18 protein-coding genes are annotated in these 26,341 nt (G+C 72.6%); 4 read left to right on the top strand and 14 right to left on the bottom strand.

Annotated features, from left to right (window positions below; genetic code table 11):
- Window positions 1-140: 140 nt before the first annotated feature.
- A complete protein-coding gene (locus tag RMN57_RS20080) occupies window positions 141-758 on the top strand; it encodes a GNAT family N-acetyltransferase (RefSeq protein WP_313764726.1) in 618 nt (205 codons plus the stop codon).
- 147 nt (window positions 759-905) lie between these two features.
- On the opposite strand, the gene trxA is transcribed toward RMN57_RS20080, so the two are convergent.
- The 7 genes from trxA to RMN57_RS20045 all read right to left on the bottom strand — a co-directional run bounded on the left by trxA (window position 906) and on the right by RMN57_RS20045 (window position 11,795).
- Window positions 906-1,232: a thioredoxin gene (gene trxA / locus RMN57_RS20075; protein ID WP_313764725.1), complete on the bottom strand. Its 327-nt coding sequence runs from the start codon at window positions 1,230-1,232 to the stop codon at window positions 906-908.
- 139 nt (window positions 1,233-1,371) lie between these two features.
- On the bottom strand, window positions 1,372-2,337 hold the full coding sequence (trxB, locus tag RMN57_RS20070; RefSeq protein ID WP_313764724.1) for a thioredoxin-disulfide reductase: 966 nt from the start codon (window positions 2,335-2,337) through the stop codon (window positions 1,372-1,374).
- Window positions 2,338-2,612: 275 nt separating this feature from the next.
- The gene (locus tag RMN57_RS20065; RefSeq protein ID WP_313764723.1) at window positions 2,613-3,683 is read right to left on the bottom strand and encodes a hypothetical protein; all 1,071 of its coding nucleotides are present in this window, start codon (window positions 3,681-3,683) and stop codon (window positions 2,613-2,615) included.
- Complete coding sequence (sigM, locus tag RMN57_RS20060; RefSeq protein WP_313764722.1) at window positions 3,680-4,450, bottom strand: RNA polymerase sigma factor SigM; 771 nt, start codon at window positions 4,448-4,450, stop codon at window positions 3,680-3,682. The genes RMN57_RS20065 and sigM overlap by 4 nt, the downstream gene beginning before the upstream one ends.
- 44 nt (window positions 4,451-4,494) lie before the next feature.
- A complete protein-coding gene (locus tag RMN57_RS20055; RefSeq protein ID WP_313764721.1) occupies window positions 4,495-6,411 on the bottom strand; it encodes a serine/threonine protein kinase in 1,917 nt (638 codons plus the stop codon).
- Between the two features lie 316 nt (window positions 6,412-6,727).
- Window positions 6,728-9,259 carry a murein biosynthesis integral membrane protein MurJ gene (gene murJ, locus RMN57_RS20050; RefSeq protein ID WP_313764720.1) on the bottom strand — a complete coding sequence of 844 codons (2,532 nt, stop codon included), beginning with the start codon at window positions 9,257-9,259 and terminating at the stop codon, window positions 6,728-6,730.
- 58 nt (window positions 9,260-9,317) lie between these two features.
- The gene (locus tag RMN57_RS20045; protein WP_313764719.1) at window positions 9,318-11,795 is read right to left on the bottom strand and encodes a DUF6049 family protein; all 2,478 of its coding nucleotides are present in this window, start codon (window positions 11,793-11,795) and stop codon (window positions 9,318-9,320) included.
- Between the two features lie 564 nt (window positions 11,796-12,359).
- On the opposite strand from RMN57_RS20045, the gene RMN57_RS20040 reads away from it, so the two are divergent.
- Window positions 12,360-13,769 (top strand): CCA tRNA nucleotidyltransferase, encoded by a 1,410-nt coding sequence (locus tag RMN57_RS20040; protein WP_313767891.1) that lies wholly within the window; start codon window positions 12,360-12,362, stop codon window positions 13,767-13,769.
- Window positions 13,770-13,898: 129 nt separating this feature from the next.
- On the opposite strand, the gene RMN57_RS20035 is transcribed toward RMN57_RS20040, so the two are convergent.
- The 5 genes from RMN57_RS20035 to RMN57_RS20015 all read right to left on the bottom strand — a co-directional run bounded on the left by RMN57_RS20035 (window position 13,899) and on the right by RMN57_RS20015 (window position 19,164).
- Window positions 13,899-14,963, bottom strand: coding sequence for a hypothetical protein (locus RMN57_RS20035; RefSeq protein ID WP_313764718.1), 1,065 nt, complete (start codon window positions 14,961-14,963; stop codon window positions 13,899-13,901).
- 37 nt (window positions 14,964-15,000) lie between these two features.
- Window positions 15,001-15,684, bottom strand: a complete 684-nt coding sequence (locus tag RMN57_RS20030; RefSeq protein WP_313764717.1) for a hypothetical protein — start codon at window positions 15,682-15,684, stop codon at window positions 15,001-15,003.
- A gap of 94 nt (window positions 15,685-15,778) precedes the next feature.
- A complete protein-coding gene (locus tag RMN57_RS20025) occupies window positions 15,779-17,116 on the bottom strand; it encodes an MFS transporter (protein WP_313764716.1) in 1,338 nt (445 codons plus the stop codon).
- Between the two features lie 134 nt (window positions 17,117-17,250).
- Complete coding sequence (locus tag RMN57_RS20020) at window positions 17,251-18,333, bottom strand: inositol-3-phosphate synthase (RefSeq protein WP_313764715.1); 1,083 nt, start codon at window positions 18,331-18,333, stop codon at window positions 17,251-17,253.
- Window positions 18,334-18,462: 129 nt separating this feature from the next.
- Window positions 18,463-19,164, bottom strand: a complete 702-nt coding sequence (locus RMN57_RS20015; RefSeq protein WP_313764714.1) for a PadR family transcriptional regulator — start codon at window positions 19,162-19,164, stop codon at window positions 18,463-18,465.
- A gap of 377 nt (window positions 19,165-19,541) precedes the next feature.
- Here RMN57_RS20015 and RMN57_RS20010 point away from each other — a divergent pair, with 377 nt between their 5' ends.
- Window positions 19,542-22,202 (top strand): transglycosylase domain-containing protein, encoded by a 2,661-nt coding sequence (locus RMN57_RS20010; protein ID WP_313764713.1) that lies wholly within the window; start codon window positions 19,542-19,544, stop codon window positions 22,200-22,202.
- A 146-nt stretch (window positions 22,203-22,348) separates the two neighbouring features.
- Window positions 22,349-24,004 carry a glycosyltransferase 87 family protein gene (locus RMN57_RS20005; protein ID WP_313764712.1) on the top strand — a complete coding sequence of 552 codons (1,656 nt, stop codon included), beginning with the start codon at window positions 22,349-22,351 and terminating at the stop codon, window positions 24,002-24,004.
- A gap of 7 nt (window positions 24,005-24,011) precedes the next feature.
- Here the strand turns inward: RMN57_RS20005 and RMN57_RS20000 are convergent, their stop codons facing one another.
- Both RMN57_RS20000 and RMN57_RS19995 read right to left on the bottom strand, forming a co-directional pair.
- Entirely contained in the window at window positions 24,012-25,046 is a 1,035-nt protein-coding gene (locus tag RMN57_RS20000) for an alanine racemase (RefSeq protein ID WP_313764711.1), read from the bottom strand.
- 53 nt (window positions 25,047-25,099) lie between these two features.
- On the bottom strand, window positions 25,100-26,218 hold the full coding sequence (locus RMN57_RS19995) for a peptidoglycan bridge formation glycyltransferase FemA/FemB family protein (protein ID WP_238860433.1): 1,119 nt from the start codon (window positions 26,216-26,218) through the stop codon (window positions 25,100-25,102).
- Window positions 26,219-26,341 lie beyond the last annotated feature (123 nt).

Below are 26,341 nucleotides of genomic sequence, written 5' to 3'. Positions count from 1 at the left end.
CGGCTGTCGCAGGGCTGATCGGGCCGAGGGCGCTACCCGGTGGGTGCATGTTCCACGTGAGCGGTGTTTCACGTGAAACATGCACCCATCGGCGTTCGGGGGGAATGCTCGACTGTGGAGTGGACGAGGAGGTGCGGGGCATGGGACGCCGGATCGCTCCGCTGACACTGGACAACCTCGCGGATCTGCCGACGACGTGCCGCTCCTGCGTGTTCTGGGAGCTGGATCCGGTCAGTGGACGGGCGGCCGTGGAGTCGGGCAAGCCCGAGCTGGAGAAGGAGGGATGGATCTCCGCGGTCCTGTTGGAGTGGGGCTCCTGCGGTCGGATCGTCTACGTGGACGACGTCCCGGCGGGCTTCGTGCTCTACGCCCCGCCCGCGTACGTGCCGCGCTCGCAGTCCTTCCCGACCAGTCCGGTCTCGCCGGACGCGGTTCAGCTGATGATCAGCCGGGTGCTGCCGGGCTACCAGCGGCAGGGGCTCGGCCGGGTGCTGGTGCAGACCGTGGCCAAGGATCTGGTGGGCCGCGGGGTGAAGGCGATCGAGGCGTTCGGTGCGGTCGGCCGGCAGCCGACGAGCTGCGTCCTGCCGGCGGAGCACCTGCTCGCGGTGGGCTTCAAGACGGTCCGGCCGCACCAGCGCTACCCGCGGCTGCGGCTGGAGGCCCGGACCACGCTCTCCTGGCGCGGGGACGTGGAGGTCGCGCTGGAGCGGCTCCTCGGCGGGGGCCGCAAGGAGCCCGCGCTCCGGCCGTTCTAGGGCCGGCCGCTCCAGGGCCGGACAGGGCCTGGGCGGGCAGCCGGGTCGGTACGCAACGACGAGGGCGGGGCTCCCGGTGGGGAGCCCCGCCCTCGTGGCGTTGAGGTCGTCCCGGTCGCAGCCGGGCCGGAACCTCGGTGAACCCGACTAGATGAACTCGGCGAGCTCGCGCAGCAGCGCGGCCTTCGGCCGGGCACCGGTGATCGACTTCACCGGCTCGCCGCCCTTGTAGACGATCAGGGTCGGGATCGAGATGACGCCGTACTGCGCGGCGGTCTGCTGGTTGGCGTCGACGTCCAGCTTGGCGATGGTCAGCTTGTCGCCGTGCTCGGCCGCGATCTCGTCCAGGATCGGGGCGACCTGGCGGCACGGGCCGCACCAGGTGGCCCAGAAGTCGACCAGTACGGGCTTCTCGCTCTTCAGGACGTCGGTCTCGAACGTCTTGTCGGTGACGGTGGTGGTGGCGCCGGCCACGGGGACTCCTCGGGATCGAACGGAGGGGGCTGCTGCCAGGTGAACAACGGGCGGGCCCGTTCTGTTTCTGCCTGGCGGGTGCGGGGTGGCGCGGTGGTGTTTCACGTGAAACACCACCGCGGGGTGGATCGGGTGGAGCTCAGACCGCGACGGTGGCGGCCTGCGCCTCCAGGTCGTCCAGCGCGGCCAGGTAGCGCTCGGCGTCCAGCGCGGCGGAGCAGCCGGTGCCGGAGGCGGTGATGGCCTGGCGGTAGGTGTGGTCGACGACGTCGCCGGCGCCGAAGACGCCCGGGACGTTCGTCCGGGTGGAGGGGGACTCGACCTTGAGGTAGCCCTCGGCGTCGAGCTCCAGCTGGCCCTTGAACAGCTCGGTGCGCGGGTCGTGGCCGATCGCGATGAACAGGCCGGTGACGGCCAGCTCGCGGGTCTCGCCGGTGGTGGTGTCGCGCAGGGTGACGCCGGTCAGCTTCGGGTCGCCGTGGATCGCCTCGACCGCGCTGTCCCACTCGAAGCGGATCTTCGGGTCGGCGAAGGCGCGCTCCTGCATCGCCTTGGAGGCGCGCAGGGTGTCCCGGCGGTGGATGATCGTGACGCTGCGGGCGAAGCGGGAGAGGAAGGTCGCCTCCTCCAGGGCGGTGTCGCCGCCGCCGACCACGGCGATGTCCTGGTCGCGGAAGAAGAAGCCGTCGCAGGTGGCGCACCAGGAGACGCCGCGGCCGGAGAGCTTGTCCTCGTTCGGCAGGCCGAGCTTGCGGTGCTGGGAGCCGGTGGTGACGATCACGGCGCGGGCCTTGTGGACGTTGCCCTCGGAGTCGGTGACGGTCTTGACGTCGCCGGTGAGGTCGACCGCGACGATGTCGTCCGGGACCAGCTCGGCGCCGAACCGCTCGGCCTGGGCCCGCATGTTGTCCATCAGCTCGGGGCCCATGATGCCGTCCCGGAAGCCGGGGAAGTTCTCCACCTCGGTGGTGTTCATCAGCGCACCGCCGGCGGTGACGGCGCCCTCGAAGACCAGCGGCTTGAGGGAGGCACGGGCGGTGTAGAGCGCAGCCGTGTAGCCGGCCGGGCCGGAACCGATGATGATCACGTTACGGACGTCGCTCACTGCATCTCCTGGTTCGCATCGCGACCCGCGCTAGGTGCGGGGAGGGCGGTCCTGCTCCGCCGCCCGGGACAACGACTGACCAGTCTCCCGCATTCCCAGGCGAATCCGTACCAGGTGCCCGCAGTGTGGGAGCGCCGGCAGCCCCGGGGCTGGATCGCACGGGGCCGGTCCGCCGATCCGCCGTGGAATGCCCGACGTGCGATTCCGGCCGTGGACACCGGCCTTGGTGAGCCCCTTCCGGTGGGCGGGCCGGGCGGCCGTACCTACCGACGGGTTCAGCGGGCGTCGACGGTGTGGTGCGCCAGGACCGGCCCGCAGTCGGGGGAGCGCAGGTAGACGTCGAGCTGATCGGGCCGGCCGGGCACCCCGTACACCAGGAGCTCGGCCGGGGCGCCGGCGTAGCTGCCCCGGTCGGTGGCGAGCAGCGGGGCGTCGGCGGGCGCGGGCGCCGGGCAGGCCGGGGAGCTCTGGCCGCCGGCGATGCCCGGTTGCGCGTCGGCGGGCGGTGCGCCGCCGGTCGTGGTGGAGGGCCTCGCCGGCTTGACCGGGCCGTCGGTGGTCGGGCCGGTGCCGGCGAGCAGGTGCCGCACCTGGTCCGCCAGCTGGTCGTCGCGGTAGACGGTGCCGCCGCCCGCCTGTTCGGCCTTGGGGCTGCGGGCGGGCCCGGCGCTCGCGGCGGGGCTCGGCACGGCGCCGGCCGCGGGGGCGCCGACCGAGACCGCGGCGGTGTCCGTGGCGGTCCGGTCGGGCATGGAGAGCAGCAGTGAGCCACCGAGGCCGGCCCCGATCAGGACGGCGGCCGCACCGAGCAGCAGGCCGAACCGGCGACGCCGCGGCCGGGCGCGGCCCGGTCCCGTGCCCGCCGACGGGCCGGCCGGGCGGCCGGGTGGGCGGCCGGATGGGGCGAGGGGCGCCGAGGAGGGGCCGGGGGCGGGTCGGGACGGGGTGGCCGGGGCCGTGCCCTCCCGGTGGCCCCGGGCGGCCTTCCGGGCGCTCTGCGGGCCTGCGGCGGGCCCGTCGGCGCCGTCGTCGGTACGGCGCTCGGCCGCACCGCGCTCGGCGGCGTCGTGCTCGGCCGCGTCGCGCTCGGCCACCGCCGCCGCGAGGGCGGCGTCCAGCCGGGCGGCCACGTCGGCGGGCACCGTCGGCGGCTCGACGGAGCCCAGCAGTGCCCGGACCTCGCCGAGGGCCTCGACGGTCCCACGGCACTCGGCGCAGCCGTCCAGGTGCCGCCGGAGCGCCTCGGTCCCGGCGGCGGACTCGATCAGCCCCTCGGCCAGGTCCGCCAGCTCGTCGTCGGAGGGGTGCGCCGCGGTGGGCTCGGGGGAGGAGAGGGGGGCCGTCATCGCGTGCTCGCATCTCCTTCCAGAACCGGCCGGGCGGTGTCCGGGCCTGTCCTTCTGACGGTACGGGCGCCGGTCGGGTTCCCCGGTGGGGCGGTTCCGCCCCGGGGCGCGGGGGCGGTGCCGCCGGCCCCCCGCTCGGTTTCACGTGAAACGGCGCCCGCCGCCGGTGCCGCGCCGTCCGTGCGGACGCCGTCCTCGCGGAGGTGGCGGACCAGTGGCAGCAGCCGGGCCCGGCCCCGGGCGCAGCGGCTCTTCACCGTCCCCACTGGCACGCCCAGTACCTCGGCGGCCTCCGCGACCGGGTAGCCCTGCATGTCGACCAGGACCAGCGCGGCCCGCTGCTCGGCCGGCAGCTCGGCCAGCGCCGCCGCCAGCTCCCGGTGCACCTCGGCCCGGACCACCGGGGAGTCGGCCGGCTCGGCCGAGCCGACCAGGGCGTCCAGCCGCTGCGGGTCGTCGTCCAGCGGGTTGGTGCGGCGGGTGGCGGTGCGCCGGGCGCGGTCCAGGCAGGCGTTGACCACGATCCGGTGCAGCCAGGTGGTGACGGCCGAACGGCCCTGGAAGGTGTGGGCGCTGCGGAACGCCGAGACCAGGGCGTCCTGGAGCGCGTCGGCGGCCTCCTCGCGGTCGCCGAGGGTGCGCAGCGCGACCGCCCAGAGCCGGTCGCGGTGGCGGTTCACCAGCAGGCCGAAGGCGTCCCGGTCGCCGGCGACGTGCCGGGCGAGCAGCGCCGCGTCGTCGTCCACCCGGTCCGCGCCGTCCGTCACTGCCACCCCTCGTGGTGCCGTCGTTGTCCTGGCGCCGCCGCCGGTCAGCCGAAGACCTTGACCTCGGCGACGTAGCCGCGGAACTTGCCGTCCGTATCCTTCGGCAGGCTGGTGAGCCAGATCAAGAGGTAGCGGGTGGTGACCGGGCTCTCCAGGGTGAACTCGGCGCCGGTGCCGCTCTTCTTCCCGGCCACGGTGAAGGCCTCGGGCTGGGCCGCGGCGGGGTTCGCGGCGGCCTGGGGGCCCGGGATCCGAAGCTCGGCGATGGTGTTCCCGACGAACTGGACGTTCACCGTGCTGACCGACTGCTGGGAGCCGAGGTCGACCAGCAGCCCGGTGCCCGCCTTGAGCGGCGGCTTGGTGCCGAACTGTTCGTTGTAGCCCTTGGTCGTCCAGGTCGTGCTCGGGTCGCCGTCGAAGGACTTCGGGAGCAGGTACGTGGACTCCGGTGAGTCGCCCAGCGGGTTGTACGAGATCGCGTCCTTGACCTCGATCGGCACCGGGGTGTGGGTGGCGGCGTGCACGGTCGGCGCGGCGCTGGACGGCCCCGGGGTGGCGGCTGCGACGGCCGTGCCGTTGTGGCGCAGGCTGTCGACCAGCTGCCAGGAGGCGACGCCGATCGCGCCGAGGGCGACCGTCCAGGCCGTCACCTTGATCGCCCGGCGCAGCCGCCGGCGGGTGCGCCGGACCGGGGCGAGCCGGTTGGGGGCCGGGGCGGTGCCGGGGGCGGCGACCACCCGGGTCGGGTTGGGCGCGGTGGGCAGTGCGTGGGTGTTGTGGCGCGGCGGGGCGCTGAAGGCGGGCAGCTCCGGTTCGGGCTGCCGGATGCGCGGCATCAGGGCGATCGCCTTGGCCAGCTCCTCCGGCGTGCGGATCGGCCGGGCGTGGTGCGGGGGGTGGTCGAAGAGGGCCCGTGCGGCCAGCTCGGACAGGCCCTTGTGGACGCCGGCCCGGACCTGGTCCGGCGGCACGTCGCGGAGGTTGCGGGGCAGGCCCTGGAGGTCGTAGCGGTCCTCCGGGTACGGCCAGCGGTGGGTGAGCGCGGCGAACAGCAGGGCGCCGATCGCCCGGGTGTCGGTCCGCTCGGCGTCCTCGGCGTCGCCGTCGGCGGGCAGTCCGCGCAGGGCGGCGTCCACCGCGATGCCGTTGATCCGGTACTGGCCGCTGTCGGTGCGCAGCACGCAGCGCGGGGTGAGCCGCAGGTGGGCCTGCCCGCGTCGGTGGGCGGCGGCAACGGCGTCGGTGACCTGGCGGACCATCTGGTACGCCTCGTGCGGCTCCATCGGGCCGTTGGCGAGCAGCTTGGCGAGGTCGGAGGCGTGCGGCAGCCACTCCCGCACGACGTAGACCAGCTCGCCCTCCTGCACGGCGTCCAGCACCTGGACGAAGCGCGGGTCGCCGAGCAGCGCGGCGGACTTGGCGGCGGCCAGCACCCGGCGGGCCCGCTGGTGGCCGGAGGCCATCAGGTGGACGCCGACGGCGCGGCGCAGCTTCTCGTCGACCGCCCGCCAGCTGCTGAAGGTCTCGGTCTGGGAGATGCACTCCTCCAGCCGGTACCGGTTGCCGATCTTGTCCCCGCTGTGCCGCAGCGGGGCCGGCAGGGTCTGCGGCAGGGTGCCGGTGTCGCGCGGGTCGTGCGTGGGCTGCGGGTCCTGCGGCGGGCGGGCCGGGCGTGCGCCCGCGTCCCGGGCCGCTGCCGCGGCAGCGGCCGCCTTCGCCCCGCCGGCGGCGAGCTCGGCGCGGATCTCGGCCGCGGAGAGCGGCGCGGTGATCTCGGAGGTCTCCTCGGAGGAGGGTGCGGGAGAGGGCTCGTCGTCCGGTGCGGTCCCGGTGCGCGCGGCCTCGGGGGACTGCTGGGCCGTCTCGCCGGCGAGCTCGTCGATCGCCGCGGCCAGTGCGGCCTCGTCCGTCGCCCCGTCAGCTGCTGACGTGTCGACGACCGCCTTGGTGCCATCAGCCACCGTGGTCCTGCCTCCCCTTGTGTCGCCCCGGCCTGAGAGAGTCGCTGGAGCGGACGGGCCGAGGCTCGGCGCTCCAGGACAATTGTGCCCACTCTTCTCCACCGGGTACGACCGCTGGAAGGGTCGGTCGGTTGCGTGATGGTGGAGAGATGTGGTGCAGATCCGACACTGGGCCGCCATCTCCGGCCCGGGAGGACCCGGGGCGCGGAGGGCGGCCCAGTACTGACGTGTGCCCTCGCCCGTCGGGCGGAAGGCTCCGGCCTCCGGTTGACGCCCGGTCAGGGCGCCCGCCGGTGAGGCCGGCCGGTGCGGTTGATCAGCGGCCGAGTCGGCCGCGAACCATGCCCAGCATGGCGTTCAACTCCTCGATCCGCAGCTTCTTCGCGATCAGCACGAAGACCGCCAGCTGGAGGCCGCCCGCCACCACGAGGGTGAGCACGCTGCCCAGCCAGCCGCCGATAACCTGCTGGACCGCCAGGCTGACGCCCACGCCGACCAGCGCGGCCGGCACGCTGGCGGTGGCCAGCCGAGTGTAGGTCTTGCCGATCCGCTTGGTGTCCAGGCCGCCGATCTTCTTCTTCAGCTTTGGCACCGCGACCGTCACTCCGACGGCGTAGGCGAGACCGTAGCCGAACGCCATCCCGGTCACGACCCACTCGGCGGGCAGGGTGAGCCAGCAGACCAGCGAGAAGACGGCCTGGCAGGCCGCCACCCAGACGGTGTTCGAGAACGGCGTCCGGGTGTCCTCGTAGGCGTAGAAGCCGCGCAGCATCACGTACTGCGCCGAGTACGGGATCAGGCCCAGGGCGAAGGCGGAGAGCATCAGGCCGACGTTGGTGGCGTCGTTGAGGACGCTCTCGCCGCCGCCCACGGCGTAGATCGAGCGGCCGATCGCCGGGCCGAGCGAGAGGAACAGGAAGGCGGCCGGGACGACCGCCACGGCGGTGGTGCGCAGCCCGTACGAGAGGTCGTCGCGCACCGCGCCGGCGTCCTCGTCGGCCGCGGCCCGGGAGAGCCGGGGGAGCACCGCGCTCATCAGCGAGACGACGATGACCGCCTGCGGCAGCTGCCAGATGAGCAGCGCGTTGGAGAAGGCGGCCAGGCCGACGCCGTCGTGGCCGGAGTCGTGGGCGGCGATGCCGGCCGAGGTGGCCAGCTGGGTGATGACCAGGTAGCCGGCCTGGTTGGCGAGGACGAAGAAGAACGTCCACTTGGCCAGCCGGGCGGCCTTGCCCAGGCCGTGGCCGCGCCAGTCGAACCGCGGCCGGTAGTGGAAGCCGGCCGCCCGCAGGTACGGGATCATCGCCAGCGCCTGGACGGCGAGGCCCACCAGGGTGCCGATGCCGAGCAGCCGGACGCCCTCGGGGGTGATCGTCTCCGGGGTGACGCCGGGGTTGCCGAAGGAGCCGAAGACCCAGATGTAGGCGCCGAAGGTGAAGATCACCACGATGTTGTTGAGGACCGGGGTCCACATCATCGCGCCGAAGCGGCCACGGGCGTTGAGGATCTGGCCCATCACCACGTGGATGCCCATGAAGAAGATGGTCGGCAGGCAGTACCGGGCCAGCGCCACCGTGGTGTCCGCGCTCGCCTGGTCCTTCATCAGCGGATGGGCGATCAGCTGGACCAGCAGCGGGGCGCCCAGCACGGCCACGAAGGTGACGCCGGCCAGGCCGACCATCACCAGGGTGAGCAGCCGGTTGGCGTAGGCGGTCCCGCCGTCGGCGTCGTTCTTCATGCTGCGGACGAGCTGCGGCACGAAGACGGCGTTCAGGGCGCCGCCGCCGATCAGGATGTACAGCAGCGTCGGCAGGGTGTTGGCGGCGTTGTACGAGTCGCCCATCACGCCGATGCCGATCGCGGTGGCGATCACCATGGTGCGCAGGAAGCCGGTGCCGCGGGAGACCAGGGTGCCGGCCGCCATGATGGCGCTGGAGTTGAGCAGGCTGGCGACCTTGCCGCCGCCGCCCGCCGGGGGCGCCTTCGGCGCGTGCTCCTCGGCGGCCAGCTCCTCCAGCGGCTCCACCGCGGGCGGCACCTGCACCGCGGCCACCTGCATGGTGGCCTCCTCCTCGGAGAGCGGCGGGTCGAACTCGATCGGCGGCACGAACGGGTGCTGCCCGTCCGGGCCCTGCGGGCCGTCCTGGTGGCCGCCGCCGTGGCCGTGGCCGCCCGTACCGCCCGGGTACCCGGCGGCCGGGGGGAACGGTGCGGCCGGGGCGAACGCGGCGGGCGCGGCGGGCGGCCGGGGCGCGCCGGACTGCAGCGGCTGCTGGGCCGGCGGCCGGGCCGGGGCCTCGGCGACCGGACCGGCGGGGGCGGCCTGCTCGGCCCGCGCCCCGCCGAAGAGCGCGTCCACGCCCACGTACTCGGTGGTTTCGGAGTCCCAGGCGGAGTGCGCCGGGCCCGGCTGCCACTGCTGCTGCTCCTCGCGCGGCCCGCCCCACTGGCCGCCGACCGGCGCCGGCTGCTCCCAGCCGGCCCGCTCCCCCTGCCAGGCCTCGGGCGGCGCCGCCGGCTGCTGCTGCACCGGGGTGTCCCAACCGGGCTGCACCGGCGGGACCGGCGGGGAGAACGGGGCCGCCGGCGGTACCGGCATCGGGTAGTCGCCGCCCTGCGGGGGCAGCTGCGGCGGCACGTCGTACGCGGCGGCCGGCTGCTGCGGCGCAGCGGGCCGGTCGGCCCGCAGGCCGTACGGGTCCTGGCCGTCCTGCGGGCCCTGGTACGCCTCGGCGGCGTACGGGTCCTGGGCGTAGGTGTCGGCCACGTACCAGTCGCCGGACGGCGACTCGGCGCCCGGCCGGCCCTCACCGCGGCCCGGCGGCCGCTCCTCGCTGCGCCCGGTCATGTCACCTCTTCGCTGTCGTGGGGGAGGCCGTCCCGGCGTCGGGCGGGTATCGGCGGTATCAAGGACCAACCTTCTCATCACTGGCGGCCCGATCCCGGCCATCGGCGCCGCTGCCGCGCGGTGTCTGCGCAGCTCCGCCGCGTTCCGGGAGCCCGTCGGCGGGCGCTCCGCCGTCCTCCTCGGCCCCGTCCTCCGCCGGGGCGCCCGTACGGCCCTCCTCCGGGGTGCCCGCACGGCTCTCGGCCGGGGCGTCCGTACGGCCCTCCGCCTGGGCGTCCGCCGGGGCACCCGCGAGCGGGGTGTCCAGGGGCGCGTCGCCCTCGTCGTCGTTGGCCACCCGGCGCTTGCGCTGCCGGAAGAAGCGCAGTGCCGCCAGCAGGAGCAGCAGCAGGGCGCCGCCGAAGACGTAGAGCACGCCGTTGGTCACCGAGGTGACCTCGACCTGGAAGGTCTGCGGCTCGCCGTACAGCTCCGGGTTCGGGCCGGTGGTCATGAGCTGGGCGGTCACCGTCACCGGCCCGTTGTTGTGCGCCTGCGCCGGGAACCGCAGGGTGGCGCTCTGCGCGGCGGGGAGCACCAGCTCCTCGGACGGGCCGATCTGGAGCCGGTTGGCCTGGGTCGGGGTCACCACCAGCTTGAGGTTGGTGACCGCCTGGGTGAGGTCGTTGCGGACGCTGACCTGCAGCACGCCGGTGTCCCCGGCCAGGGTGATCACGTTCTTGTGCGGCACGTACACCGCGTTGGTCAGCTCGTCGAGGTAGTCGGACACGCCGGTGCGGTAGACCGACCCGGCGGGTGCCTGGGTCCGCCATTCGGTGGACATCGAGCGGACCATCGCCGCACTGAACGGACCGCGCACCCGCTGCGGCAGGGTGAGCACCCGCATCAGCGTCTCCAGCCGGTGCTGGATGTCGATGGTCTTGCTCAGGTCGACGGCCGGCAGCTCCGAGGAGCGCGCCTGGGCGGGGTAGTCGACGGCGGGCGGGACGGCGGTGTTGGCCTTCGGATCGGCCGCCCCCTGGGTGAGCACGTCCAGCTTGACCGGCTCCGCCCACTTGCCGGCCTCCGCCGCCTGGACGGCGGTCGCCAGCACCTTGGCCGTGTTGGCCGTCAGCTCGCGCGGCGGCATCACCAGCAGGCCGCGCGGGTTCTGCGGCTCCTGCCGGGAGATCACGAAGGTCTCGGCGAGGAAGCGCTGCACCGCCAGGGTCTGCGCCTGCGGCGTGTTCAGGTCCGTCTGGAAGAGCGCGGAGACCTCCTCGTCGGCCACCACCGCGGTCTGCCCGTTGCCGATCGGCCGCACGGCGGTCGGGGTGTACTTGAGGGCGTCCGGCTCCGGCAGGCTCGCACCGTTCACCAGGACGGTGCCGCTGCCGGTGCGGTGCGCCAGCGCCGCGATCTGCTGGTCCAGGTAGCCCTGGTAGGGCCACGCGACGTCCGAGCGGGTGTCGACCGACAGCCGGAACTCGACGGTCAGCCGGCCCGCCACGGCCGCCTTGTCGAGCGCGGTGTCCACGCCCGCCAGCTCGGCCGCGTTGTGCGCGATGGAGGCCAGGTCGGGGTCCGCGTACGGCAGCGAGACCACCTGGCTGCCCTGCTTGGCCACCGCGGCCCGCAGCTTGTTCAGCCAGGCCGAGGCGGCGGCGGAGCCGTTGCGGAGGACGGTGTTCTCCTCCTTGGCCGCCTGCTTGGGCTTGCTGTTCTTCTTGCCGTTCTTGTCGCCCTTGTCGGCGCCCGGCTTCTGCACCCGGTACGGCTTGGTCATCGCGAACGCGGTGTCCAGCAGGTCCGGATCGATCACCCAGGTCAGGCCGGACAGCGACGAACCGGTCTCGACCAGCTCGTAGAGCCGGCCGCCCGGCGCGAACTCCGCGGCCAGGCTGTCGTCGCGCAGCACCGGAACGGTCTGGTCGTTGTCGGACATGGTCTGCGCGACCAGCACCGGCGCGTGCACCAGCGGCCAGAGCGTGGTGACCTTCGACGGCTGCGCCTCGTTCGGCGACGGGGCGTAGGGGAGGAAGGTGCGGGCGATGCCCAGCGCGCGGTCGCGCTGGTTGTCCCCGGTCGAACCCCAGGTGTCCACCGCCAGCTCGTACACGCCCTCGGCGGAGAACCCGAGGTCGTTCACGGCGACGCTCAGGGTGTACGGCTGGCTCTGGCCCGGGGCCAGCTCGTTCAGCGCGTACTGCGGGCTGTCCAGCTCGATGCCGTCGGCCCCGACCGGGTTGGTCCGCGAGGCGACGCCGGCCAGCTCGCTGCGCGTGGTGAGAGGCTTGCCCGACCACGGCTTGCGGACCGCCGCGTGGGCGCCCTTGAGCACCGACTTGCCGGCGTTGGTGATCTGCCCGCTGATCGTCACGGTGCCGTTGGGCAGGGCCACCGGCTTGTTGACCGACTCGATGGTCATCACCACCGGGGCCTCGGCCGAGGCCCCGGACTCGGAGGCCGGGCGCGGGCCCCCGGCGGGCGTCGCGGCGGCCGGGAGGGCGGGCAGCAGCGCCAGCGCGGCGCCCAGCGCGGCCGCCACCCGCCGCACGGCGCGCTTCCCGGAGCGGCCCCGCCCACGACCCCGTCCGGTGGCCGCTACGCGGAGCGCGCGCCTGTCGTCGGCTCGCTCGCTACGCTCGCTGACGCGGCCGACCTCGCTGCGCTCGGCCGGCGCTTCGCGAAACGCGCACTTCTCGTCGGCTCGCTCGCTACGCTCGCTCACGCGCTCCGCCCTCGCCGTTCTCGATCGCTCGCTGCTGATGCTGCTGTGCTGCTGTGATGTCGCGGAAGCCCTGCGGGCCGAACCTGCCGGCCGTGGGGATCAGCGGTGAAGAAAGTGCGGCCGCCCGCGATCCGGGAGGCCGTTCCGGCGCGCGGCACCGCGGGCCCTCTTCGGTGCCCGCGACCCGCTCCACCGGCATGGTAACGATCCAGCCAAGGGTGCAGTGTTGCGGGCTTGGGGTGAGCGCCGCAAAACGCGCGGGCAGGGGGGCCTTCGGGCCACGTACCCTTGTGAGCCGTGTCCACTGCCAATGAGCCCACCGCCCACGAGTCCGGCGTCCATCATTCCAGCACCGCCACCCAGGTCGTACCAGGCCTGAGCGAGGCGCAGATGCTGGGCCTGCAGGAGCTGCTGCGGGTCTCCCCGGTCGCCGACGAGATCGCCCGCCGCTTCCAGGCGGCCGGACACCGGCTCGCGCTGGTCGGCGGCTCGGTCCGGGACGCCCTGCTGGGCAGGCTCGGCAACGACCTCGACTTCACCACCGACGCCCGCCCGCACCAGGTCCTGAAGCTGGTCAAGGGCTGGGCGGACGCCGTCTGGGACGTCGGCATCGCCTTCGGCACGGTGGGTGCCCGCAAGGACACCCCGCAGGGCTCCTTCCTGATCGAGATCACCACGTACCGCTCCGAGGCGTACGACCGCACCTCGCGCAAGCCCGAGGTGACCTACGGCGACACCATCGAGCAGGACCTCGTCCGCCGGGACTTCACCGTCAACGCGATGGCCGTCGACCTGCCCGGTCGCGGCTTCGTCGACCCGCACCGCGGCCTGGAGGACCTGGAGGCCCGGGTGCTGCGCACCCCCGCCACCCCCGAGGAGTCCTTCTCCGACGACCCGCTGCGGATGATGCGGGCCGCCCGCTTCGCCGCCCAGCTGGACTTCGACCCGGCTCCCGAGGTCGTCGCCGCGATGACCGCGATGGCCGACCGCATCGCGATCGTCTCCGCCGAGCGGGTGCAGGCCGAGCTGAACAAGCTGCTCCTGGCCGCGCACCCGGTCAAGGGCCTGCGCCTGCTCGTCGACACCGGCCTGGCCGACCACGTCCTGCCCGAGCTGCCGGCGCTGCGCCTGGAGCGCGACGAGCACCACCGGCACAAGGACGTCTACGAGCACTCGCTCACCGTCCTGGAGCAGGCGATCGACCTGGAGCAGGACGGCCCCGACCTCACGCTGCGGCTCGCCGCGCTGCTGCACGACATCGGCAAGCCGCGCACCCGTCGCTTCGAGTCGGACGGCCGGGTCTCGTTCCACCACCACGAGGTGGTCGGCGCCAAGATGACCCGCAAGCGGATGCGCGAGCTGAAGTACTCGAAGGAGCTGACCGACGACGTCTCGCGCCTGGTCGAGCTGCACCTGCGCTTCCACGGCTACGGCGGTGGGGAGTGGACCGACTCGGCGGTGCGCCGCTACGTCACCGATGCCGGGCCGCTGCTGGAGCGCCTGCACAAGCTGACCCGTTCCGACTGCACCACCCGGAACAAGAAGAAGGCCGCGACGCTCTCCCGGACGTACGACGGCCTGGAGAAGCGGATCGAGGAGCTGAGGGCCCAGGAGGAGCTGGACGCCGTGCGCCCGGCGCTGGACGGCAACCAGATCATGGAGCTGCTGGAGCTGAAGCCGGGCCCGCAGGTCGGCAAGGCGTACAAGCACATGCTGGAGCTGCGCCTGGAGCACGGCCCGATGGAGTACGACGACGCGGTCGTCGCGCTCCGCGCCTGGTGGGCCGAGCAGCAGGGCTGACCGGCAGGGCTCATCGGCAGGTCTGATCGGCAGGACGCGGACCCCGAAGGCCCGGAACACGGAAGGGGTGGCCCCGGAAACCTCCGGGGCCACCCCTTCCGTCGTACAGCCCGTGGCGGGAGCCCGCGGTCAGCCGTTGACCGCCTTCAGGCAGAGCACGTAGCTCAGCGCCTCGGACGAGGACGTCCTGGTGTAGCTGCTGTCCGACTCGGGCACGTTGTCGCAGCCCTTGTCGTCGCTGGTGGCCAGCAGCTTGCGGAGCACCTTGTACTGGGCCCGGGAGTCGCTGCAGGGCAGCATCGTGATCCGCGGGTTGGGGTCGTGCGTGGCGCTGGTGCCGTTCTCGTTGCGCAGGCAGTCGCCGGCCTTGGCGCGGTCGATGTCGCTGGGCACCGTGGAGGGCACGGCCGGGGCGGACGGCTTGGCCGCGCCGGGGGTGGTGATCTCGGGAATCGGCGGCATCGAGAACGACGGTATCGGCGGGAAGGTCACCGCGGTCGGCGAGGGCAGCGAGATCGGGCGGTACGGCCGGCTGTCGTGGTCGGTCGCGCCGAGCAGGGCGCCGGTGGTCACCAGGATGATGAACGAGGTGATCGAGAGGACCGGCAGCAGCAGCATCAGCATGTGCGGCCGCTTGGTCAGCGGGACGCCGGGGTCGAGCTGCGGGCCGTGGGTGCCCGGGGCCGGCGGCGGCAGGTCCTTGATCTTGTTGTGCGCCGCGAGGTTCCGCAGCAGGGTGATCGGCGTGATGATCGAGGACAGGTAGCCCCACCAGCCCTGGACCAGGGTGCGGGCCGACATGTCGCGGACCACCGCGGTGCCGCAGGTGCGGCAGAACGGCCCGGGCTGCTTCAGGAACCGCATCACGATGATGATGCCCTGGTGCCCGCGGACGGTGGTGTCCACGGCGGGGAACCCGCCGCAGAAGCGGCAGACCGGGCCGCCGTGCGGGGCCTGCTGCGCGTACCCGGCCTGCTGCGGGTAGCCGTAGCCGGGCGGGGCCGCCTGCGGCGGCACGCCGTAACCGGGTGCGGCCTGCTGCGGCGCGGCCGGGTAGCCGTAGCCGGGCGCGCCCGGGGCGGGTGCCGCCGGGGCGGGCGCCGGCCCGCCGTACGGGTTGCCGAAGGCGTAGGGGTTACTGCTGTCGGCGGGCGGTGGCGCGCCGTACGGCATCTGGGGAGGTGGGACGGACAAGGGGTTCCCCCGTGGAAAGGTCGGACTGGCGTAGGGGTCAGGACTTCTTGACCGGCGGTGCGCCGGTGGTCAGCGGGCCGAGGCAGAGCACGTAGCGCTTCTTGTTCCAGCGGCGGCCGCTCTTGCCGGAGACCGTGCTGGTGGTGCCGGCGGTCTGCTTGCAGCGGTTGGTGTCGGTGGTGCCGGTGTGCTTGGCCAGCACCTTGTAGTTCGCCTTGCCGTCGGTGCACTTGACGATCTCGACGTCGCGCGAGCCGCTCGCCTTGACGCAGTCGCCGGCCGAGGCGCTGCTGACGCTCGGCCCGGTGACGAAGTAGCCGACGATCAGCGCGATGCCGCCGACCACGGCCACGCCGACCTTGAGCTTGGCCTTGGCACTGCCCTTCTTCGCCGGAGCCGATGCCGGTACCGGCATCGGAGGCAGCGGCGCCGTCGGCGGCTGACCGTACGGCTGCTGCTGGCCGTAAGGGGGCTGGCCGCCGGGCGGCGGGCCGTACGGGGGCTGCTGCCCGTACGGGGGTGCGGGCGGGCCCGGCTGGGCCGGTGCGCCCGGGTGGCCGTAGGCCGGCGGCTGGCCGTAGCCGGCCGCGACCGGCTGCGGCGTGCCGTACTGCGGAGGCTGAGCACCGTAGGGCTGGGGGACCTGGGGCGCGCCGCCCGGTGGCGCCTGCGGATAGCCGTACTGGGGCGGCGGCCCGTAAGGGCTGGGCGGTGTGCTCATCAGATTCCCCCGAACAGAGTGCTGTCGCTCCGACAGATCTGACGTACCTTAGCGACTCCGCCCGACGCCGCCGGTTTCGAGGGTGCGAGGGTCCTCAGAGCGCCTGGTCACCGGGGAGCGGGCCGCTGCGCCGCGCGGCCCGCAGGTAGAGCACGGCGGCGAGCGCGTACACCAGGGCGACGCCCGCCACCACCGCGACCGAGCGGCCGGAGAGCGGCAGCACCAGTGCGGTGACCAGCGCGGCGGCCACGAAGGCGACGTTGAACAGCACGTCGTAGATGGCGAAGACACGGCCGCGGAAATCGTCCTCGACCGACTCCTGGACCACGGTGTCGGCGCAGATCTTGGTGCCCTGGGTGACCACGCCGAGCAGCAGGGCGGCGATCAGGCAGGGCACCAGTGAGAAGCCGAGCCCGAGCGCGGGCACGAAGACCACGGGGGCGGCGAGGCAGAGCGTCATCCAGCCGGCCAGGCCGATCCGCCGGGTGCACCAGGGGCTGATCAGCGCCGCGACGAAGAAGCCGGCGGCGGAGAGGCCGACCGCCTGGCCCAGGGTGGCCAGCCCGGCCGCGCTGTCGTTCGGGTCGTTGAACGTGTACCGGGCGAGCATGACCACCATGACGATCAGCACGCCGTAGCAGAACCGGGCGGCGGTGACGGCGGCCAGCGCGTGGACGGCCGGCCGGCAGTCCCGGACCAGGTGGGTGACGGCCGCGCCCAGGTCGCGGGCGGCCTGCGCCAGCGCCCGGCCGAGCGCGGGGCGGTCGGGGTGGTGCTCGGGCCCGAGCAGGTCCCGGTGCATCCGCCGGGCGGCCAGCGCCGCCGAGAGGTAGAGCAGCGCGGCGACGGTGACCAGCGCCGCGTCGGCCCGCGGCCCGGGGGGCATCACCTGGTGCAGCACGAAGCCCAGACCGCCGCCCGAGGCCGCGGCGACGGTTCCCAGGGTGGGGGAGAGCGCGTTGGCGGTGACCAGCTGCTGCTGGCGCACCACCCGCGGCAGTGCGGCGGACAGTCCCGCCAGGATGAACCGGTTGAGCGCCGTGACCAGCAGCGCCGAGGCGAAGAACAGCGAGGTCGGCGCCTCGGCCAGGAGCAGCGCCCCGGTGACCAGGCCGAGCCCGAACCGGGCGAGGTTGCCGTAGAAGAGCACCTGGCGGCGGCGCCAGCGGTCCAGCAGCACCCCGGCGAACGGGCCGATCACCGAGAACGGCAGCAGCATCACGGCCAGGACCGAGGCGATGTCGGCGGGGGAGGACTGCTTCTCCGGGGAGAAGACCACGTAGGCGGCGAGCGAGACCTGGAAGACGCCGTCGGAGAGCTGGGAGAGCACCCGGGCGGTCAGCAGCCGGCGGAAATCGCGGCCGCGCAGCAGGTCCAGGAGCGTGGCGCGGTGCGCGGACTGGTGGGTGCTGCCGTTCTCCGTGATCGCCACCCGCCCAGACTGCCATGGAACCGGCCTGTGTTTCACGTGAAACATTCGCCGGGAAAAGGTGAACGGGCCCACGGCGGACCGTGGACCCGTTCGGTGGCGGTGAGCGCCGGGGTTCAGCGCTCAGTGCCCGAGCTTCAGCGCTCGACCTCGCCGCGGATGAACTTCTCGACGTTCTCCTTGGCCTCGTCGTCGAAGTACTGGACCGGCGGGGACTTCATGAAGTACGAGGACGCCGACAGGATCGGGCCACCGATGCCGCGGTCCTTGGCGATCTTCGCGGCGCGCACGGCGTCGATGATGACACCGGCCGAGTTCGGGGAGTCCCAGACCTCGAGCTTGTACTCCAGGTTCAGCGGGACGTCGCCGAACGCACGGCCCTCAAGGCGGACGTAGGCCCACTTGCGGTCGTCCAGCCAGGCCACGTAGTCCGAGGGGCCGATGTGGACGTTCTTGGCGCCCAGCTCACGGTCGCGGATCTGCGAGGTGACGGCCTGGGTCTTGGAGATCTTCTTCGACTCCAGGCGCTCGCGCTCCAGCATGTTCTTGAAGTCCATGTTGCCGCCGACGTTCAGCTGCATGGTGCGCTCGAGGATGACACCGCGGTCCTCGAACAGCTTCGCCATCACGCGGTGCGTGATGGTGGCGCCGACCTGGGACTTGATGTCGTCACCGACGATCGGCACGCCGGCCTCGGTGAACTTGTCCGCCCACTCCTTGGTGCCCGCGATGAACACCGGCAGGGCGTTCACGAAGGCGACCTTGGCGTCGATGGCGCACTGGGCGTAGAACTTGGCCGCGGCCTCGGAGCCGACGGGCAGGTAGCAGACCAGGACGTCGACCTGCTGGTCCTTGAGGACCTGGACGACGTCGACCGGGGCCTCGTCGGACTCCTCGATGGTCTCCAGGTAGTACTTGCCCAGGCCGTCGAGGGTGTGGCCGCGCTGGACGGTGACGCCGGTCGGCGGCACGTCGCAGATCTTGATGGTGTTGTTCTCGCTGTTGCCGATGGCGTCGGCCAGGTCGAAGCCGACCTTCTTGGCGTCGACGTCGAAGGCCGCGACGAACTCCACGTCACGGACGTGGTAGTCGCCGAACTGGACGTGCATCAGGCCGGGGACCTTGCCGGCCGGGTCGGCGTCCTTGTAGTACTCGACACCCTGCACCAGCGACGCGGCGCAGTTGCCCACGCCCACGATGGCTACGCGAACCGAACCCATTCCGGTTGCTCCCTGTGATCTCATGAGGGCCGCCGGGAATCGGCGGCACTCGTCCTGCTTCTTCGATGACTGCTTGACGGGCGCGCGAGGCGCCCACTCCTGCCGCGTGGCACAGGGCTGACGCGGTGGTCAGCGCTCCTGGGCGGAGCGCCCCGGGCGGTCGTACGGTGGCCCGGGCGGATCCGGGGATCCGGCCTCCTCGCCACGGCCGTCCGAAGTCTTGTCGGGTACTGCGGCGCCCGGCCCGCCGGCGGTCGGTCCGGTCCGGCCGGTGCGGTTGGCCCGCTCGGTCTCGATCAGCTCGTTGAGCCACCGGACCTCGCGCTCGACCGACTCCAGGCCGTGCCGCTGCAGCTCGACGGTGTAGTCGTCGAACCGCTCGCGCGCCCGGGCGAGCGAGTTGCGCATCCGCTCCAGGCGCTCCTCCAGCCGGCTGCGGCGGCCCTCCAGGACGCGCATCCGCACGGCCCGGTCGGTCTGGCCGAAGAACGCGAAGTGGACGCCGAAGTGCTCGTCCTCCCAGGCGTCGGGGCCGGAGTCGGCGAGCAGTTCCTCGAACCGCTGCTTGCCCTCGGCGGAGAGCCGGTAGACGATCTTGGACCGCTTGCCGTTGAGCGCGGTGGCCGGGACGTACTCGACGTCCGGGTTGTCCTCGACCAGGAAACCCTGGGCCACCAGGCTCTTCAGACAGGGGTAGAGCGTTCCGTAGGAGAACGCGCGGAACGATCCGAGCAGGACGTTGAGTCGCTTGCGCAGCTCGTACCCGTGCATCGGGGCGTCGTGGAGCAGACCGAGAACGGCGAACTCCAGCACTCCTGAGCGCCTGCCCAATGCCGTCGTCCTCCTTCCCCTCGGTCCGTCCGCGGGCCGCCACCGGCGGACGCCGCTCCGATGCCCTCAGTGGCGGTATGCCGCTTCGATGTATCGGCTCGATATATCGAGAACAGTAAACCTGGGCCCCCGGTGGAGCAAGAGGGGCACGCGTGAATGTGATCACAAGGCGACGCGCGGGTGTGCTTGGCAACGGGCGTGTAATGATCTGCTGCCGTTTTGCGGGTATTGGCGGCTGATGCCCGATTGGTTGTGTTTCTGTCCTGCGTACGCTGTCGCGTGTGCACGAGGACCACCTCCGGGGTTAGGGCGGTTGCGGGCATCGGACGTGGACCCTGCCTTCAGGCTTCGACCGCCTGGCGAGGAGTAGCTGGAACATGAGCGAACGACGGCGCAGGTCGCCCAACGGAGACGGGCAGCCGCCGGGCGACGGCGGCGGGACGGGCGGAGCCGACCGCGACGAGCTCAGCTCGGAGGGCTTCCGGCGGCGCTCCCCGGGCGTCCGGGAGACGGCCCAGCAGCCCCGGATGACCCGCGCCGAGATGCGCAAGGCGGCCGGCAAGCGCGGCGCGGGCGCTCCCGCGGCCCCGGCCGCGGCCGCGGCCGGCCGGGGCGGCAAGCCGGGCAAGAAGCGGTTCATCGACTACCCGCGCTTCGGCAAGCAGGGCTTCCGTCGCTGGCTGCCGTCCTGGCGGCTCTGGCTCAGCACGTTCCTGATCGTCTTCGCGGCCTGTGTCGGCACGGTCTTCTTCATCTACCAGAGCACCACGATCCCGCCGCTCAAGGATCTGGTGAAGGAACAGAACAACATCTACTACTGGGCCGACGGCACGGAGATGACCCGCAAGGGCGAGACGAACCGTCAGATCGTCGAGCTCGCCGACATCAGCCCCAACCTGCAGAACGCGGTCATCGCGGCGGAGAACGAGAGCTTCCGCACCGACAGCGGCATCGACCCCAAGGGCATGATGCGCGCGGTCTACAACATGGCCAGGGGCGGCCAGACCCAGGGCGCCTCGACCATCACCCAGCAGTACGTCAAGAACGCGTACCTCACCCAGGAGCAGACCCTCACCCGCAAGGTGAAGGAGTTCTTCATCACCCTGAAGGTCAATCAGGACATGGAGAAGGAAGACATCCTGAAGGGGTACCTGAACACCAGCTGGTTCGGCCGCGGCACCGGCGCCCAGGCCGCCGCCCAGGCGTACTACGGCGTCAACGCCAAGGACCTTGACCTCTGCCAGAGCGCGATGCTGGCCGGTCTGCTCAAGGGCGCCGCGCTCTACGACCCGAGCATCAAGGGCAACCACGAGCGTGCCGAGGCACGCTGGAAGTGGATCCTGGACCGGATGGTGGAGACCAAGAACGCCACCCCCGAGGAACGGGCCAAGTGCACCACGTTCCCGGACCCGATCAAGCCGGTGCCGTCGACCAACATGAACGGCCAGATCAGCTACCTGGTCGACGTCGCCAACCGGTACGTCACGGCCAAGGACCCGAAGATCGACCAGCAGGCGCTGGCCAAGGGCGGCTACAAGATCTACACGACCTTCGAGAAGGACAAGGTCGACGCCCTCAAGAAGGCCGTGGACGACGTCCGGAACGAGACGCTCAACCCGCAGAAGCGCCCGGACAACGACAACTGGGTCCAGTTCGGCGCGGCCAGCATCCGCCCCGGTGACGGCGCGATCGTCGCCATCTACGGCGGCGACGGCGTGGAGAACCAGCACTTCGACAACAACGCGGACGCCCAGGGCGTCCAGGTCGGCTCGACCTTCAAGCCGTTCGTGCTCGCCGCCGCGATGCAGGTCGGCGTGCAGACCTCGACCGACGACAAGGGCAAGCCGAAGCGGATCAACGCCGACAGCCGCTACCTCTCCGACGACATGTCCGAGATCCGCCGGCCGGACGGCTCGCTGATCATGGACGACACGACCGGCAAGCCGTACCGGCAGAAGAACGAGGACAAGGGCAAGCGCGGCTACGTCTCGCTGCGGCAGGCCATGCAGTGGTCGTACAACGTCCCGTTCGTCCAGCTCAACCAGGACGTCGGCGGCCAGGTCGTGGCCGACACCGCCGAGAAGATGGGCGTGCGCAAGGAGAGCTTCGTCGACACCAAGACGACGACCTTCCCGCTCGGCACCTCCGGTATCAGCCCGATCCGGATGGCCGACGCCTACGCGACGCTCGCCGCCAGCGGCAAGCAGGCCGACCCGTACTCCGTCACCAAGGTGGAGTTGAACGGCGTCGACCGCCCGGGGTTCAAGAAGCCCGAGCTGAAGCAGGCGCTGGAGCCGGCCGTCGCGGACAACGTCACCGACGTGCTGGTGAACGTGGCCAAGAACGGTACCGGTTCGAAGTCCAACGCGCTCGGCCGCCCGGTCGCCGGCAAGACCGGTACCACCGACCAGAACAAGTCGGCCTGGTGGGTCGGCTACACCCCGCAGCTGGCCACCAGCGTCGCGATGTGGCGCGAGGACCCGGCCAAGCACGAGCGGCTCTCGCTCAACGGCACCGGCGGCAAGGACTCGGTGCACGGTGGTGACACCCCGACCGACGTCTTCACCCGTTACATGAAGGCCGCACTGGCCAACGAGAAGAAGCTGGACTTCCCCAACCCGCAGCCGGTCGGCAGCCAGGTGGACTCCTCGGGTGCGCCGAGCACGGCCACGCCGAGCACCTCGCCCTCGGCCACCGAGACCGCCCCGACCCAGGCCCCGGACCCGGGTGCCCCGCAGCAGCCGCAGCCGACCACCACCCAGGGGCCGGCCTGCGTTCCGGGGGTGGACTGCCCGGGCACGGTGCCCACGCCGTCGGCGACCAAGACCCACCCGACGCCCGGTGGCGGAGGTGGCAACGGCGGCGGTGGCGGCGGTTCGACCACGGCGCCCTCGCCCACCTGTCTCCTCGGGCTGTGCCCCTCGCCGCAGCCGACGCCGAGCTCCACCGGCTCGCCGACCGGCCCGACCGGCAAGCCGACGAAGCCGACCACGTCGCCCAGCGCGACCGGTGCCGGCGGCGCCCAGGCGGCGCCCTGACGGGCGGTCGGCCCTGACGCGCGACGGCGGTGGCGGTCCTCCTCGGAGGGCCGCCACCGCCGTTTCGTCATGTTTCGCCGGATCGCACCGGGACCTGCGAGGGGTCCTCCTCGTCCAGTCGCGGGAGGTGCGGCAGGATGTCCGGCATGACGTCGAGCGCTCGTGACGATTCCGCCGGCCAGATCGGGCCCATCGAGGGCGCCGGTCCCGATCCGGCGGCGCCCGGAACGGGCCCTGCCGACGCCACGGCCTCCGCCGGTGCCGCGGGAGCCGCCGGCGCCCCGGACCGGTCCGGGGCGGCCGCGCCGCCGGCCAACACGGTGGTCGTCCCGGCCGACGAGGACCCGGTCGCGGCGGCCGGCAGCGAGGTGATCGGCGGCCCGCCGGGGCGGCGCGCCCTGCTGGGCGTCTCCTGGTGGATCCCGGCGCGCTTCCTGGCGCTGGTGGTGATCGTGGTCTCGGTGCTGGGCATGGTCCGGCAGCTGCCCTGCTACGACGGCGCATGGTTCCAGCCGGGCTCGCCGCAGTACATCCACGCCTGCTACAGCGACATCCCGCACCTGTTCTCCGGACGCGGCTTCGCGGCCGGCCTGCACCCGTACGTGGACCGGATCCCGGGTACCTCCGGCGATCTGCAGTTCCTGGAGTACCCGGTGCTGACCGGTCTCTTCATGCAGATCGCGGCCTGGGTGACGCCGGGCGGCGGGACGACCATGAGCCAGGAGCAGTGGTTCTGGGCGATCAACGCGGGCCTGCTGATGGCCTGCGCGGTGGTCGCCGTGGTGGCGGTCTCCCGGACCCACCGCCGCCGCCCCTGGGACGCCCTGCTGTTCGCCCTCGCGCCCTGCCTGCTGCTGAACGCCACCGTCAACTGGGACCTCCTGGCGGTCGCGCTGGCCGCCGTCGCACTGGCCTGGTGGGCCGGCTCGCGGCCGCTCTGGGCCGGCGTCTTCATCGGCCTGGCCACCGCGGCCAAGCTCTACCCGGTGCTGCTGCTCGGCCCGATCCTGGTGCTCTGCTGGCGCGCCGGGAAGTGGCGCGAGTTCCGCGCGGCGCTGGGCGGCGCGGTGGGCGCCTGGCTGCTGGTGAACCTGCCGATCATGCTGGCCAACTGGCAGGGCTGGTCGACCTTCTACGTCTTCAGCAAGCACCGCAAGGAGGACTACGGCTCCTTCTGGCTGATCCTGATGCAGGGCCGGGGCGTCGCCCTGGAGAACCTCGACCTCTACATCGCGGTGCTGATGGTGCTCTGCTGCCTGGCGATCGGCTGGCTCGGCGTCTCGGCGCCCCGCCGCCCGCGCCTGGTGCAGCTGGCCTTCCTGGTGGTGGCCGCGTTCGTCCTGGTCAACAAGGTCTACTCGCCGCAGTACGTGCTCTGGCTGATCCCGCTCGCCGTGCTGGCCCGGCCGCGCTGGCGGGACTTCCTGATCTGGCAGGCCTGCGAGGTGCTCTACACCCTGGGCATCTGGTCCCACCTGGGCTTCGTCACCGGCCCCAAGCAGCACGGGATCGGCGAGTCCTGGTACCACTTCGCGATCGTGCTGCACCTGGCCGGGACGCTCTACCTGGTCACGATGGTGGTCCGCGACATCCTGTTCCCGGACCGCGACCCGGTGCGCTGGGACGGCAGTGACGACCCGTCCGGCGGGGTGCTCGACCACGCCCCGGACGTCTTCGTGCACGGCACCGCCCGGCGGCTGCAGGAGGAGGCGAGCTACGCCGGGTACGCGCCGGCCGGCCCCGAGCAGTGGCTGGACGAGCCACCCGCCGCGGAGCCGGCCGGGAGTACCGCGCGTCGGTAGAGCGCCGTCAGCGGTCCACCACCCGGTCGAAGTGGGTGGTGGTGTGCCGCACCTGGAGGGTCAGCTCGTCGCCGATCGCCGGCGGCTTGGTCTCGTTGTCCAGGAGGAGCAGCGAGACCTGCATGTGTGGCGGCTCGGCGAACCAGAGCTGCTTGCCGGACCAGTGGAACGGCGACTTGGTCTTGTTGACCGTCGCCAGGCCGGCCCGGGCGATCCCCTTCGCCCGGGAGGACATGCCCTGCACGTACTTGGGCGCCTCCAGGCCGATGCCGTGCGCAGTCCCGCCGGCGACCACCAGCAGGTGGCCCTCGGACGGCGCCGGGTGCTGGCGGTAGCCGTAGCGGTCGCCCTTGGCGACCCGGGTGACGTCCAGGACGGTCGCCCGGACCTCCAGCGCGCCGTGGTCGCCGAGCCAGAGCCGGGTGCCGATCCGGGCCCGGAAGACGGTGTCCGGGTAGCGCTGCGCCAGCTGCTCCATCCCGGCCGCGCCGAGGTGGCTGACGAACACGGTGTGCACCGGGATCCCGGCGGCCCGGGCGGCGTCCACCCAGTACGCCACCTCCTCCACCGGGCTGGAGCCGTCCGGCCGGTCCATCGGCAGGTGCAGCGCCAGGCCCTCGAAGGAGACGCCGTCCAGCCCGGCGGCGACCGCGGGCAGGTCGGCGGCGCCCACGCCGTGCCGGCGCATGGTGGTCATGCACTCCACCACCACCCGGGCGCCGTGCAGCGCGCGCAGGGCGTCGACGCTCGCCACCGTCCGGATCACCCGCGCGTGCGGCAGCGGCAGCACCTCCTCGCCGATCCGGTACGGGGTGAGCACCAGCAGCTCGCCGCCGTACCAGTCGGCCGCGTCGGCGGCCTCGTAGGCGGTGCCGACCGCCAGCACCCCGGTGCCGAGCAGGGTCGCCTCCTCGGCGAGCCGGTGGTTGCCCAGGCCGTAGCCGTTGCCCTTCGCCACCGGTACCAGGCCGGGGAACTCGGCCAGGACGGAACGCTGGTGGGCGCGCCAGCGTTCGGTGTCGAGGTAGAGCGACAGCGTCATCGGGTCATCTCCCAGGGGTGTCGGTCACGGCGGGCGGGCTGCTCGGCGGCGGCTCAGCGGCGCGACATGTAGAGGTCGAGGGCCTTGTGGAGCAGCTTGTTGAGCGGGAAGTCCCACTCGCCGAGGTACTCGGCGGCCTGGCCGCCGGTGCCGACCTTGAACTGGATCAGGCCGAAGAGGTGGTCGTTCTCGTCCAGGGTGTCGCTGATGCCGCGCAGGTCGTAGACGCCGCCGCCGAGGGCGTAGGCGTCGCGCATCATCCGCCACTGGACCGCGTTGGACGGCTTGACCTCGCGCTTGTGGTTGGCCGAGGCGCCGTAGGAGTACCAGACGTGCTCGCCGACCACCAGCATCGTGGTCGCGGCCAGCGGCTCGCCCTCGTGGTAGGCGATGTAGAGCCGCATGCGGTTCGGGTCCTCGGCGGTGAGGGCCTTCCACATGCGCTGGAAGTACGACAGCGGCCGCGGGGTGAAGCGGTCGCGCTCGGCGGTCACCAGGTACAGCTGGTGGAAGATCGGCAGCTCGTCGTAGCCGCCCTGGACCACCTCGACGCCGCTCTTCTCGGCCTTCTTGATGTTGCGGCGCCAGAGCTGGTTGAAGCCCTTCTGGATGTCGTCCAGCGAGCGGTTGGCCAGCGGCACCTGGAAGACGTAGCGGGGCTGGACGTCGCCGAAGCCGGCGCCGCCGTCCTCGCCCTGCAGCCAGCCGGCCTTGCGCAGCCGGTCGGCCACCTCGAAGGCGCGCGGCTCGTACCAGTCGGCCTCGATGTCGCGCAGGCGCTTGGCCTGCTTGCCGGCGATGGCCTCCTTGATGGTCGGCGCGTTCCAGCGGCGGATGACCACCGGCGGGCCCATCTTCACGGAGAAGGCGCCCTGCGACTTCAGGTGCGCCAGCATCGGCTGCAGCCAGCGGTCCAGGTCGCGGTCGAACCAGTCGATCACCGGGCCCTCGGGCAGGTACGCCAGGTAGCGCTTGACCTTCGGCAGCTGCCGGTAGAGCACCAGGCCGGCGCCGACCAGCTGGTTGGCCTCGTCGATCCAGCCGATCGACTCCGAGCGCCACTCGGCCTTCACATCGCCCCAGGACGGCACCTGCATGTGGCTGGCCGAGGCACGGCTCCTGATGAAGGCGAGGTGCTCCTCGCGGGTGATCGTCCTCAGGCGCAGGCTCATGCTCGGTGCTCCTCGTCGGTCGGGCTCGGTGGGCCCCAGGTTCTCGGGGTGACTTTATCTCCCGGTGCCCCTGCGGCTGCGGGCGCGGCAGCGCCCCCGTCGCGTACCTGTCTCCTGCATGTA

It is taken from the genome of Kitasatospora sp. CM 4170 (genome assembly GCF_032110285.1).
Taxonomy (GTDB): domain Bacteria; phylum Actinomycetota; class Actinomycetes; order Streptomycetales; family Streptomycetaceae; genus Kitasatospora; species Kitasatospora aburaviensis.
Note: the sequence above shows the minus strand (reverse complement) of the source record. Positions and strands in the feature narration are given on the sequence as shown.